Source organism: Roseivivax halotolerans (assembly GCF_900115815.1).
In the GTDB taxonomy this organism is placed as follows: domain Bacteria; phylum Pseudomonadota; class Alphaproteobacteria; order Rhodobacterales; family Rhodobacteraceae; genus Roseivivax; species Roseivivax halotolerans.
Window position 1 is genome coordinate 1 of the sequence record NZ_FOXV01000020.1, and the last position, 12,832, is coordinate 12,832.

The following is a 12,832-nucleotide window of genomic DNA, read 5'->3' on the forward strand; positions in this document are numbered from 1 at the left end:
TCTGCGCCAGGATATCCATGCAGTAGCGGTCGCTCTCGACCATGCGAGCGACACCGCGGACCTGACCTTCCAGGCGGGAGAGCCGATCAAGTGTGCGTTGCTTGTCCTGTTTCATGTCCATGTCCTTTATCGACGGCTGCACCAGGCGCCCGCTTGAAGATACCCCTGTAGGGTATACGTTCAGGTAAGGCTGAAATTCGAACAATCCTTCGCACGGATCTGGAGGCTCGACCATGAGTACGACGAATATCGACGGCCCCGAGGCCGCTCGCGCTGCGAGCCGCGGCGACGGCAAGACAGCCTCTCTTTATCGCATGGCGATGCTAGGCCATCTTTGTCCGTTCGGCCTGAAGTCGAAGGCGCTTCTGGAATGGAAAGGGTACAAGGTTGATGATCATCTTCTGACGAGCCGACCCGAGATCGACGCGTTCAAGGATGCCCATGGCGTGGAAACGACGCCACAGGCATGGATCGACGGAGAACGTATCGGCGGGTTCAGTGAGCTGAAGACGCGCTTCGGGTACCACGTCCTCGGCAAGGACGACACGACCTATGCGCCGGTGATTGCCATCTTCGGCTCCATGGCGCTGCTTTCCGCGGCGATTGTCGCCAACCTTTACGATGGCTTCCCGGTCCCGACATGGCTCATGTGGTTCTTCGCCACATCGATGGTCGCTCTCGCGGTGCAGAAGCTGCAGGACGTTGGCGGCTTCGTGAGCGGCTTCCTCGGCTATGACCTGTTGGCACAGCGCTATGTGCCTTACGGCTATGCCTATCCCTTCCTTGAACTCTATGCCGGCATCGCCATGGCTGCGTTGATCGGTACCGGCTCACCGTTGATCTGGGCTGTGGCACCCGTGGGGCTTTTCATCGGAACGATCGGTGCGGTGAGCGTGGTCAAGGCTGTGTACATCGACAAGCGGGAGCTCAAATGCGCCTGCGTCGGCGGCGGATCTAACGTGCCACTGGGCGTCATCTCGTTGACCGAGAATCTGGTCATGATGGCCATGGGCATCTGGATGATCGCGAATGTGATAACCGGGACCACCATGCCGATGTAAAAGGTCTGCAAGACAACATCGTCCCCGGACCGGACGATGTTCGGCCTCTTAATATCGGATGGTGGAAGCGATGATGACTGCATTGATCGGTGGCGACGGCGGGAGCTCGACCGGTTTCCGTCGCCCCTCATATCGCATAGCGCCCTCATCGTGACACCGCTCATCCGGTGCCGTTCCATAATTCTCTTGAGCGCATTGATCCTAACGGGATCTCTCGCTCAAGAGCACGACGCGGCCATAGGCGACATGACAGGCTTGGCCACCCACGCACCGGATCGCGAAGATCACGGCCCACATAAAAGCGGCCCCTCCACGACAATCACGTCTTGCGAGTTTTACGGATCGGTGTATGCAGGCGACTGCGCGGTCGCTTGCTGCCATCCGGATTTAAGTCCGGAGAGCCTAAACGCCTCAGTCAACGTCGCGCAGGCGTTTCACCATCCGGGCTTGGTCCCGGGCTGGTCTGGCCTCCTTACGGCGGTGGAGACGCCTCCACCCAAGCATCTTCTGTGGAAGCCCCCGACTTTATTCCCACAGGAGATAGCATGATGAAGACTCAAACGACCTTCGCCGCGAGCGTTGTTCTCGCCCTCGCGCTCGCCAGCCAAGCGCCAGCTCAGAATGGAGATGTGTTCGAACTCCCGGAGCAATGCTCCGAGATGCCGGTATCAGCGATGCGCGAGACGCAAAGCGGGCACGACATGATGGATCATGGCGCGGACCACAACATGGGCATGGACGAAGACCACGGTGGCATGATGCCCCAGCATGTGCGCGAAAATATGCAGAAGATGCTTCTGACAATGCCCGCGATGCAGCAGGGCATGATGCAAGAAGATCCCGACATCGCCTTTGCCTGCGGTATGATTGCTCATCACCAAGCGGCGATCGACATGGCACAAGTCGTTCTTGACCATGGACAAGACGTCGACATGCGGCGTCTCGCCGAGGAGATCATCGAGGTCCAGCAAGACGAGATCGAGTACATGACTGAGTGGCTCGCACACGCGTCACGATAATCTTCACTGGCCGCGCGACGACCACGCGCGGCCAGTCCTCGGCCGAAGTCGCTTCTCTCGCGCCTGCGCTGCGCACGTCTCGCGTCCAAGTCGCCTCCCAGCAACATCCCGAACAGTGTAATACGGCGTAGTTCGAACATTGCTCGCTGAAGCGGTGCAGCCCGTCAATCAAGCGGTCTGCACAGTTCTGGGAGACGGTGACCGACACGGCTTCACTTTATGTTGTCAAGCGCGGCAAGGATCCATTTCTCGTCTAACATGGTTCCCGCGGAAGCGATGAACGGAGAATTGTGATGTCCAGAACGAACACGCGCCCCACCTCCGAGAAGTCGACAGTACCGTCCTCCTGGCGTGTCCCAAGAGGCATGACTGCTCCGATGTTGTCTCGCCGCCAGGCCCTCGTCTTTGGCGCGTCGGCGATCGGTGTGGCCATGGCCGATGCCGGTACGGCTCATGAACAGGACGTAACGTCGCCCGAGACTGAGCTTTCGCCAATGGAGCCCAGGATCGTGCAAATGGATGTCGAGGTGCCACCAGGCGAGATCCATGTCGTTCCAGATCGCTTTGAGCTTTACTGGACAATTCCGGATGCACAGGCTTGGCTCTACAAGATCCGTGTCGGCCGGGAAGACCTTTATGAACCCGGTAGATTTTACATTGGGGCAAAGAAAGAATGGCCCTCTTGGACCCCGACGCCGGACATGATCGCACGCGAGCCGGAAAAATACGAACAGTTTAAGGACGGGATGGATGGCGGTCCGGACAATCCGCTCGGCGCGCGGGCCTTGTATCTGTTTCAGGCGGGACGAGGCGACACCTTCCTCAGAATACACGGCACGAACGAGCCCGCGACCATCGGGCGTGCCGTGTCAAACGGATGCGTGGGCTTGACCAACGAGCATATCCGCCACCTGTATGACCGTGTCCCCATGGACTCGACGGTCTTTCTTTACCCAAAGGCGACTGCTGACACCTATACCCAAGGCTGACCGGCGAAGGGACATCTATCCTTCGGATCCAGGCGTGCGTGGCGAGATTGCAAATTCAGCGAAGAGCGGCTTACCAACCGACTTCTCGATGGTGTCGCCGAGGCAGTAAGCGGCAGTTTTCCGGGCCTTAACGAAGCATGCGGTCTTCGGCCCTTTGCGGACATTAGTTCCGTATCCTTCTGCCGCCGCGCAGCTTTTCCGAAGAAGACACTTGCTGCGACGGCACGGCGCGAGACATTTACCGTGACCTGGCGGCGACCTTTGTGCCCTCAGGCAGCCTGGTAGCTTGAGAAGATCTCTGTGCTACCGTCCTTGCGGATCAGAAAGACCTCATAGGCTTCCCGCTCATCCTCTGGCCCCATGCCGGGTGAGCCGTAGGGCATGCCGGGCACAGCGAGACCGACGGCATCGGGGCGCTCGGAGAGGAGCCGTCGAATATCGGCCGTCGGCACATGTCCCTCGATCATGTAGCCCTCAACCTCACCGGTGTGGCAGGAGGTCATGTTCTGGGGGATGCCGTTCTCGAGCTTGTGCCGGATCAGAAGGGTGCCGAAGCTGCGCTCTGTGGTGACCGTGAAGCCGTCCTTCTGCAGAATCTCGATCCAGGCGGTGCAGCAGCCACAGTTCGGATCTTTCAGGACGTGGATCGCGGGGCCGCTCCGTGCTGCTCCCGCGAGCGGAACGGATGCGGCGAAGCCTGCGGCGGCGGCCATCATGGCGCGGCGGGTCAGGATCATCGGTTTCTCCTTTCAGATCGTTGCGGCAGGCTGATCGGGGCGAGCCCTCTTAGCAGTCCGTTTGACGCTTTCCGTATCAGGCGCGCCGGCGGGACGGAAGAACAGCAGCCGGAGCGCGTTCATCGTGACCAGCACGGTGGCGCCGGTATCCGCGAGGATCGCGATCCAAAGGCCGGTGATGCCGAGCACGGTGGTCACCAGGAATACCGCCTTTAGTCCAAGCGCAATCGCGATGTTCTGGCGGATGTTCGACATGGTGGCCCGGGCGAGGCGGACCTTGCCTACAACATCGGTTACGCGGTTGCGAAGGATCGCCGCGTCGGCCGTCTCGAGCGCGACATCGGTGCCCGAGCCCATGGCCACGCCGACATGCGCGGCGGCGAGCGCGGGCGCGTCATTGATGCCGTCGCCGATCATCATCACATGTGCGTCCGCGCTTAGATCGCGGATCGCCGTAATCTTGTCCTCCGGCATGAGTTCCGACCGATACTCGATCCCGAGCCCTTCGGCGATGGCCTGGGCCGTGCGCGCATTGTCCCCCGTCAGCATGATCGAGGAGATGCCGAGCCTGCGCAGCTGCGCGACGGCATCCGCCGCATCGGCGCGCGGCTCGTCCCTAAGCGCGATGAGACCCACGGGCACGTCATCGCGAAGGATGATCACCACAGTCTTGCCCTCTGCTTCCAACGTCGCCACGCGGCTCCGCAGGTCGTCCTGGAGTGCGCCTCGCTCGTTTGCCAGCCGCGGGGACCCCACGCTGACAGTCACGCCGTCGACGGATGCCTCCGCCCCCTTGCCGGGTAGCGCGCGCGCCCCCGTGGCCGCCGCCGCGTCGACGCCTCGCCGCTCGGCCTCGGCGCAGATCGCCTGTCCGAGCGGGTGGCTCGCGCCGCTCTCGACCCCGGCGGCAAGCGCCATGAGGTCGTTCTCGCTCCCACTCAGCACCAAGACGTCCGTCACGCGGGGCCTGCCATGCGTGAGCGTGCCGGTCTTGTCGAAGGCGACATGGGTCGTGCGCGAGGCCGCCTCGATCACCGAGCCGCCCTTCATCAGCAGGCCGTTGCGGGCCCCGGTAGAGAGCGCCGAGGTGATGGAGGCCGGCACCGAGATCACCAGAGCACAGGGACAGCCGATCAGCAGCAGCGCGAGGGCCCGATAGACCCATTCGCCCCAAGCCAGCCCGAAGGCCAGCGGCGGGACAACGGCGACGAGGACAGCGGCCCCGACGACAGCGGGCATGTAGATCCGGCTGAACCGGTCGATGAAGCGCTCGGTCGGAGCGCGGGCGCTCTCGGCTTCCTCAACGAGACGGACGATGCGGGCGATGGTGTTGTCCTCGGCCGCCTTCGTGATCCGCACGCGCAGGAGCGCCTCGGCGTTGATCGACCCGGCGAAGACCTCCGCGCCGGGCTCCTTGAGGCTCGGGACGCTCTCGCCCGTCACCGGGCTCTCATCGACACCCGAGGTGCCCTCGATCACCTCGCCATCGCAGGGCACGCGGTCACCGGGGCGAACCTGCACGATCTGGCCGACCTGGAGCTTCTCGGCCGAGACCTCACGCGTCTTGCCGCCCACTTCGAGCCGCGCGGTCTTCGGCACAAGCTTCGAGAGCGCCCGGATACTGTCGCGCGCCTTACCCGCAGAGACCCCTTCCAGGAGTTCGCCCACGGAGAAGAGGAAAACGACCAGCGCTGCCTCTTCCGGCTCACCGATTACCAGCGCACCGCCAGCGGCGATGGTCATTAGCGTCTCGATGGTGAAGGGCATGCCGGCCCGCGTCATGGCGAAAGCGCGTTGCGTGACGGGGACGATTCCGGCGAGTGTCGCCAGGACGAAGGCCCAATGCGCGATCTCAGTCGGAAGGACGAGCCGTGACGCCCAAGCCGCCGCGAGCAATGCGCCGGTTCCAAGCACGAGGCGACCCTTGGCGGTATTCACCCAAGAGGTCGCCGCATTATCGGCGGGCTCGGTGGTATTCTTCAGCTCGCTGTCAGTCTCCAAGCCTTCAGCAGAATCCGGAAACGCTCCATCCGGCAGAACGAATCCGCCCTTAGGCTTCTCTGGCCGTGCGCCCTTGGGCGCAATCCCAAAGCCGACGCCCCGCACGGCCTTCTCGATGCGCTCGGGCGGTGTCTGTGTCTCATCGAGCGTCAATCGCAACCTCTCGGCCATAAGGGCGACATCGACACGCTCGACGCCAGGCAGACGCTCAACCGCGCCGCGCACCTTGGCAGCGCATGACCCGCAATCCATGCCCGTCACGCGCCACTCGCGTTGTCTTGCGCTACTGTCTGCCATGAAGGCCCTCCGTCGTGATTCTTCGACCGAAGCTTGATATACGATCTACAGCAACTGTAGGTTCAAGCCTCGGCTGGAGATTTTCTACAACGTTTGCCGTGGTGAGGAGCCACGCGCTTCCAGCACCACAGGGCAGTAAGAGGAAACCCATGTTTTCGATCGGCACTCTCGCCAAGCGCACCGGCACAAAGGTGCAGACCATCCGGTACTACGAACAGATCGGTCTGATGCCCGAGCCCGGCCGGACGGATGGTGGCCAGAGACGCTATGGGGATGTTGAGCTTGATCGTCTTTCGTTCATCCGTCACTCACGACAGCTTGGCTTCTCGCTTGGCGCGATCCGCGAACTTCTGGATCTCTCTGACAGCCCTGAACGATCGTGCGCGCAGGTCGATGCGGTCGCCCAGAAACAGCTGCGCGAGGTCGAGGCGCGTATCGCGCGTCTCGAGGCGCTCCGGGTCGAACTTCGGCGGATGATCAGCGAGTGCAACGCCGAACGCGTGGCCGACTGCCGCATACTTGAGGTCTTGCGCGATCACGAAGGATGCCTCTCTGATCACCAGCAGCCTACCCCCTGATGCCGACGATAGTCGTATACCCGCTCGCTGCGCTTGCCGAGATTGCCGGCTGCTTTGCCATCTGGGCTTGGTGGCGCGGCGCCTCGTTCCTTTGGCTGCTCCCAGGGATGGCGAGCCTCGCCCTGTTCGGTTGGCTTCTCGCCCAGGTTGACGCTGGTTTCGCTGGGCGGGCCTACGATGCTTACGGGGGCATCTACATCGCCGCTTCGCTCCTCTGGATGTGGAGTGTAGAGGGGCAGCGACCGGACTTTTGGGATGTTGCCGGTACAGGTCTGTGCCTCGCCGGAGCCGTCATGATCCTGGCCGCGCCCCGCGCTGGGTGACAGAAGGCTCTGACCGGAGCGACGTGCAAATTTCACATGGCACAACCAGGCGCGAGGTCGGTTTCCCCAGCGGCGGAGCTACAGGCCGAAAACACGGAAAAGGTCCGAAATCCGCCCCAAGAATCGAGTCGTCACGAAGCGGCCCAACCCAGACATCGCCATAACATTCTTTGCCGCGGTGCACCTTCACCAAACCGAACATTAAGAGCAACGGCAATTAGACCAATCCGCAGACCAATAGACCGAGCGTTATGCAGGCTATCCTATACTTCGAGGATGCCTTCATGCTCTCCATCGCTCTTCTCGTCATCGCGGGCCTTCTGGCCGGCATGGTCAATGCGATCGCCGGAGGCGGCACACTGCTCAGCTTCCCGGCCTTGATCTGGCTGGGTGTGCCGCCCGTCATGGCGAATGCCACCGCCACGCTGACTGCGCTGCCGGGTTATCTCGGCAGCGCGTGGGCCTTCCGAAACGACATTCAAGCCGAGGGAAGCCTCGGCCTGACTGGCATTGTCGCGATCGCCGCACTCGGCGGTCTGGCAGGCGCCGGTCTGCTGTTGATCACACCGGGTGACGCTTTTGTCGGCATCGTGCCCTGGCTTCTGCTTACCGCCACGTTGCTTTTTGCCACGGGGCCTCGTCTCGTCGCCTTAATTCGTGCGCGCGGGCTCAGGATCGGAGCCGTTCTGTCGGCTGTCGCGATCTTCCTCGTTGCGGGCTATGGCGGCTATTTCAACGGGGGATTGGGGATCATGCTGCTCGCGGTGTTCAGTCTCATCGGCTTCCAGAACCTGCACGGTATGAACGGTCTGAAGAACCTGCTCTCAGCGGTGCTCTCTTTGGTCTCGGTCACGACTTACGCGACCGCCGGACTGATCGCCTGGGATTCGGCCGCAATCCTTGCTCTCTCGACCACGCTGGGAGGATATATCGGCGCGCGGAAGGCGCGACGGATACGACACACCGAATACCTCCGCACTCTAATCGTCGGGATCGGCGCGGTGTTGACGCTGGTGTTCTTCGTGATCTGACAAGCGCCTGTGCCCGAGGTCTATCTTGTCAGATGCGTGCCGTCCGACAGAAGCACGTCGTCCATCCGCACGTCCCAAGGCATGGGAAAGATTGTCGGCAGCCAGCATCCGGAAAACCCGACGCCGATGATGCGTGGCTTCGGGGCGATAAGGGCAAGGGTGCGGTCGTAGTAGCCGCCGCCATTGCCAAGGCGGTAGAGATCCTTATCGACGCCGACCAGCGGCGCGATGACAACATCGGGCCGGCGTGGCGCGCCGTCAGCAGGCACGAGGATGTTCCAGACGTCCCGCGCCATCCGGCTGTCCGGGGACCATGTGCGGAATTCCAGCGGCGCTTGCTCCTCGATCACGACGGGTAGCAGGACATGCGCTCCGGCGTCATAGACCTTCCGCATCCAGGGGCGCAGATCCGGTTCGCCTCGGATCGGCCAATAGGCTGCGACAGTCATGCCTTGCGCCAGGGCGACGATCCTGTCGAGGCCATCGATCAGGGCGTCTGTCGCCATCTCCCGTTCCACTGAGGGCAAGGCACGCGCTGCGACAAGGCTCGCCCGTTCGGCGCGCCTGAACCGCGCCACATCGCGTGCCGTATCGGGATCAACCGGATGCCCGCCGACCAGCAGATGGCCAAAGCAAGGCGCGTCCCCGCTCTCGTTTTCACTGTCCATTGTCACGCCATTCCTTGGGCTCGCTGCGGCGGGGATAGGGTATCGTAGCCCCGGGTGAAGACGAAGGCGTAGATCAATTAGAAGGCCGCGAACGAGAGCTCAAAAGCCAGCATGGCGACCAGTGATAGGTCAGCCATGAAGGACCCGGAGGGGTATGGTCTCGCGGCTACCACCTCCGCGCCAGTGCAGGAGGTAGTCGAAATCCAGGTCGAAGAGGTAATTTCAGGCCGTTGCGGCTGTGGCGCCGAGCACGGCCACGACGCCCAAGTTACCCATGGCGTGATCGAAGACGAAGGCGAAGAGAGATGTGACGATCATGATGCCCAGGGGCTCGATGCTCACGGCCTCTCGCAGACGGTCTGCAGTGCAGAGCGTGGAACGGCTCCGATTGTAAGTCGAGCTGCCTCGCGTATTGACCGTATGGCCGGGCGACGTCGTCCACGCCTGCCTCGATGGTGGGATCGGCGCACCGGCTATTCAGGCAGGCGCTTATGCCGCCGGCCGGTCCTCTGCCCCGTGCAGGAGCAATCCGATGATGTCGGAGCGCGTGAGGATGCCGACGAGGCGACCGCCTCGTGTGACCGGAACGACCTCGCTTCCCTGCGCCGCAAGGCGATTGAGAAGCGCACCGACGGGCAGATCGTCAGGCACGGCCCGAGCGGCCGGACGCATCACCTCCGATACTTTGCGACGCGGCGAGCGCTGGCGCAGGGCGGCGGGACGGTCCTGAGCTGCCAGCACCTCGAGGAGGTCGCCCTGGAGCACCAGGCCGCGCAGCATCATGTCCGGGTCCACAACGGGGAGACTCTTGATCGCATGACCGCGAAAGAGACGCGCGGCCTCCGGCAGCGGCGTATCAGGGCGCACCGTGATAAGGTCGCTGGTCATGATGTCGGCGCAGGTCGTGCCGTCGAACCGGTGCTGCGTCGCCTCGGCTTCAGCCGCTGCCAGCAGGCGGCCGAGATCGGCGACGCCGACATTCGCCGATTGGTTGAACCGCTCGAGCAAGTCGCCGAGTTGCTCGGTTGACAAACCGAGGCGTTGCTCGGGTTCATCTGCGTCCTCCGTTTCAGGCTGTCGGAACGGATACACCCGCCCCGTGGCCCTGTTGTAGGCGATGGCGGCGAGGACAAGCACGGCAGTGGTCAGCCCGACCGGCATCACCGCGAAGAGCGCTCCTGTTTCCAGAGCCGTAGCCGGATTGAGCGCGGTCAGTAACGCGACCGCGCCTCCCGGCGGGTGCAGGGCCCGAACGAACATCATTGTGGTGATCGCCGCGCCGACCGCGATGCCCGCCGACCAGGGGGCGGGAACGATCTGGCTCACCGCAAGCGCGACGAGCGCCGATGTGACATTCCCGACGATCGCCGACCATGGCTGGGCAAGAGGCGAATTCGGAACGCAGAAGACGAGCACCGCCGTCGCACCGAGGGGAGCCACGAGATACAGCGGTGACGCTTCAAGAATGGCTCCAAGATTCACCACGAGGGCGCACAGGCTGATCCCGATCAGCGCGCCGATGCCGGCCCGCAGCTGCTCGCGGCCATGAAATGCCGGAAGAGCCGGGTAGAGATGGTGCCACGCTCGCATGCAGGAGAGCCCCCAAGATGCCGGGAAGTTATGCGGATATGCGGGCGTATGCCTCATTGTCCGGCAGGAAGTGAACGGTCATACGCGAAGAAAAGGACACGGGTCCCTGTCTCGCCCCACGGCCAAGATCAGGATTTTATTGAACGCGTCGACACGGAAACATTCTACTGCTTACCCTTCCGAGAGCGTGGTCCGTAATTCGGCGTGCCTTGGAGAGCAGCATGCGAATGGACAAACAGATGGCGCGGGATCGACTGTGGCGCGTTCTCGAGGAGCTTGCGCCTGCCGCGGGAGATCGCCTGCCGCCGGAGCGCGTGCTGAAAGATCTCGTCGGATGCAGTCGAGAGACGCTTCGCGCCGCACTGGCCGCGCTCGAGGCTGAGGGAGAGGTCTGGCGGCATGTCGGTCAGGGAACGTTCCGGGGGCGGTTCCCTCTGGGCCGCCCGGTGAAGGACACGCTTCTCGTTGAGGCGACCTCTCCCGCCGATCTGATGGATGCGCGGCGATTGCTCGAACCGCAGGTCGCGGCGGCAGCCGCGATGCGGCGCATTCCGGACGACATCGATCTCTTGCGCCGGCGCATTGCCGAGGGACGGGCGGCGCGCGATCGCGCGGCGTGCGAGCGTGCGGATGACGCCTTCCACCAGTCGATTGCCCAGGTGGCGCGCAATCCGCTCCTGATCGCCCTACTGCGCCATTTCTCGAACGCCCGCTGCCGCGCGGTCTGGCAAAGGGAATGGGATCGCACATACCGGCGGGTCGGCGTCGAGGAATTTACCGAGGTGCATTGCGATCACCACGCGCAGGTCGTCGATGCAATCGCACAGGGCGACAGTATCACTGCACATCGCGTTATGGCGCACCACCTCGAAGTCGTCAGCATCGACATGGGCGTCATCGTTCAGGAAGGCTAATCGGAGTGACCCGGTATTTCCGGGCCCGCTCGGAGCTTGTCCCAAGCAGGCTGACACCCTCAGCTATGAAAGGACGGCGTCGTCGTATACTCCTCCCTTGCGTGATAATCCGGTGCCGCAGGTGCGGCACCGGGGATAGTGCGTCAGGAATCTGGCACTTCAACCCCACGCTCGTCGAGCCAGGCGCGCATCGCGTCAATTTCCTGTTGCTGCTCGGCGATGATGTGTCGGGCGAGCTGCATGTTCTCCGGGTCGGAGCCGGCGGCGAGCTGGATGCGGGCCATGTCTATGGCGCCCTGGTGGTGCGGGATCATTCCGAGCACAAAAGCGACATCGGGGTCTTCGTGCTCGAGGCCCGCCATCATCTCTTCGTGCATCCCCATCATCGATTGCGCGTAGGCGTCCGCAACCGATGCGTCACCCAGATCGGCGGGCGCGGTCTGCGGGACCTCTTCGCCATCCCGCATCGTGGCCATAACCTGCGGTCCGTGCGGGTGCTCGGACGAGTAGGAGTGGGTGGCCATGTCGCCTTGCTCGGCGCGGATCTCGGCCATTGTTTGGGTGTCGGTGCCGTAGAAGACGGCATGCAGACCCCAGTAGGCCGTGACGAAGATCAAAAGCGCCCCGGTGAGCCCGATCGGCACGCCGATCAGCGCACGCCTGATCCAGGACCAGAAGTGCAATTCGCGAGTGTGATCGACCGCGATGACGATGATGATCGCCATGATGAGCGCGTGCCCGATCAGGTCGACCCGGCCAAACGGATAGACCGCGGTGATGAAGATGACGAGCAGCGCGAGCGCGGAAAGCCGGCGGACGAGCGGTGTGGCCAGCAGCCCGAAACCCATGGTGAACTCAGCAACACCTGCCATCGGGATGAACATGTCCCGCGGGATACCGAAGGTCAGGAAGGGCTTCTCTGCAACCAGCGGGTAGAACCACTCCGGGTAGGCGAACTTCTCGAGGCTCGACCACATCAAAGCGATGGCAACGCCCCAGCGGAGCACCTCGAAGCGGTGCTTGCGCCAGTCCTCGCGGTTTGAGGACTCGAGCACCAGGTAGGCCGCAACTGCGACGCCGAGCGCCAGGTAGTCGAGCAGGTGGAACGGGTCGTAGTCCCGCAGTGCCAGGACCCAGAGGAAGATGATACCGGCGGCGGAAAGTGGCATGGTCTTTCGCGAGACGATCCCGGCCGCGATCAGGAGTTGAAGCCAGCTGACCCATTCGGCTGGAGTCTTGAGATCCGGCGTCAGGTATATGCCACCGACCGAGAAGATCGCGACGAAGAAGCCGGCGACCACGATACGGACGAAGTCGTCGAGCCGGAGCCAGAGCGGGTTTGTCGCGCGGTCCATCGCGTCGAGCGTTGCCTCGCCAGTGGTGGTGCGCTCGACGAGGCGCGTGGCGATGAAGAAGGCCAGCACCAGAACGATCCCGGTCCAGAACCACGGATCGGTCAGGGTCCGGGTGATCGGCGCCGGTGCGGCGTCGACGATGTAGGGGGCGAACCACTTCACGTGGGCAGAGGCCTCAGCAGGCGCCAGTGCGCCGGTGAGCGCAGCGGCCATGCCGAGCCCGGTATTGCGAGTGAGGGAAGGTGTCATAGAAGATCCCCTTTCTTTCG

At 63.1% G+C, this 12,832-nt stretch carries 13 protein-coding genes; 7 read left to right on the forward strand and 6 right to left on the reverse strand.

All coding sequences use genetic code 11. The annotated features are described in order from the left end of the window. On the reverse strand, positions 1-235 hold a 235-nt coding region (locus BM171_RS19465; RefSeq protein WP_425438961.1), incomplete at its 3' end, for a metal-sensitive transcriptional regulator. On the opposite strand from BM171_RS19465, the gene BM171_RS17665 reads away from it, so the two are divergent. From BM171_RS17665 to BM171_RS17675, 3 genes are all read left to right on the forward strand, one after another. After that, entirely contained in the window at positions 234-1,061 is an 828-nt protein-coding gene (locus tag BM171_RS17665) for a MauE/DoxX family redox-associated membrane protein (protein ID WP_093015651.1), read from the forward strand. The two genes, BM171_RS19465 and BM171_RS17665, sit on opposite strands and share 2 nt — an antisense overlap. Before the next feature lie 509 nt (positions 1,062-1,570). Further along, positions 1,571-2,080 (forward strand): DUF305 domain-containing protein, encoded by a 510-nt coding sequence (locus BM171_RS17670; protein WP_245760327.1) that lies wholly within the window; start codon positions 1,571-1,573, stop codon positions 2,078-2,080. Positions 2,081-2,445: 365 nt separating this feature from the next. Further along, positions 2,446-3,069: a L,D-transpeptidase gene (locus tag BM171_RS17675; protein WP_093015654.1), complete on the forward strand. Its 624-nt coding sequence runs from the start codon at positions 2,446-2,448 to the stop codon at positions 3,067-3,069. Between the two features lie 269 nt (positions 3,070-3,338). On the opposite strand, the gene BM171_RS17680 is transcribed toward BM171_RS17675, so the two are convergent. After that, positions 3,339-3,806, reverse strand: coding sequence for a DUF411 domain-containing protein (locus BM171_RS17680; RefSeq protein ID WP_175497622.1), 468 nt, complete (start codon positions 3,804-3,806; stop codon positions 3,339-3,341). Between the two features lie 12 nt (positions 3,807-3,818). Next, complete coding sequence (locus BM171_RS17685; RefSeq protein WP_093015656.1) at positions 3,819-6,104, reverse strand: heavy metal translocating P-type ATPase; 2,286 nt, start codon at positions 6,102-6,104, stop codon at positions 3,819-3,821. Between the two features lie 149 nt (positions 6,105-6,253). Here BM171_RS17685 and BM171_RS17690 point away from each other — a divergent pair, with 149 nt between their 5' ends. From BM171_RS17690 to BM171_RS17700, 3 genes are all read left to right on the forward strand, one after another. Then, a complete protein-coding gene (locus BM171_RS17690) occupies positions 6,254-6,682 on the forward strand; it encodes a MerR family transcriptional regulator (protein ID WP_093015659.1) in 429 nt (142 codons plus the stop codon). Continuing rightward, a complete protein-coding gene (locus BM171_RS17695; RefSeq protein WP_093015662.1) occupies positions 6,682-7,005 on the forward strand; it encodes a YnfA family protein in 324 nt (107 codons plus the stop codon). The genes BM171_RS17690 and BM171_RS17695 overlap by 1 nt, the downstream gene beginning before the upstream one ends. Positions 7,006-7,289: 284 nt before the next feature. Continuing rightward, a complete protein-coding gene (locus BM171_RS17700; protein ID WP_093015721.1) occupies positions 7,290-8,036 on the forward strand; it encodes a sulfite exporter TauE/SafE family protein in 747 nt (248 codons plus the stop codon). Between the two features lie 20 nt (positions 8,037-8,056). On the opposite strand, the gene BM171_RS17705 is transcribed toward BM171_RS17700, so the two are convergent. Continuing rightward, a complete protein-coding gene (locus BM171_RS17705) occupies positions 8,057-8,704 on the reverse strand; it encodes a 5-formyltetrahydrofolate cyclo-ligase (protein ID WP_093015665.1) in 648 nt (215 codons plus the stop codon). A 489-nt stretch (positions 8,705-9,193) separates the two neighbouring features. Beyond that, positions 9,194-10,294, reverse strand: a complete 1,101-nt coding sequence (locus tag BM171_RS17710; protein WP_093015668.1) for an HPP family protein — start codon at positions 10,292-10,294, stop codon at positions 9,194-9,196. 221 nt (positions 10,295-10,515) lie between these two features. Here BM171_RS17710 and BM171_RS17715 point away from each other — a divergent pair, with 221 nt between their 5' ends. After that, positions 10,516-11,208: a FadR/GntR family transcriptional regulator gene (locus BM171_RS17715; protein ID WP_093015671.1), complete on the forward strand. Its 693-nt coding sequence runs from the start codon at positions 10,516-10,518 to the stop codon at positions 11,206-11,208. A gap of 143 nt (positions 11,209-11,351) precedes the next feature. Here BM171_RS17715 and copM read toward each other — a convergent pair whose 3' ends face one another. Beyond that, on the reverse strand, positions 11,352-12,812 hold the full coding sequence (gene copM / locus BM171_RS17720; RefSeq protein WP_093015674.1) for a CopM family metallochaperone: 1,461 nt from the start codon (positions 12,810-12,812) through the stop codon (positions 11,352-11,354). Positions 12,813-12,832: the final 20 nt, after the last annotated feature.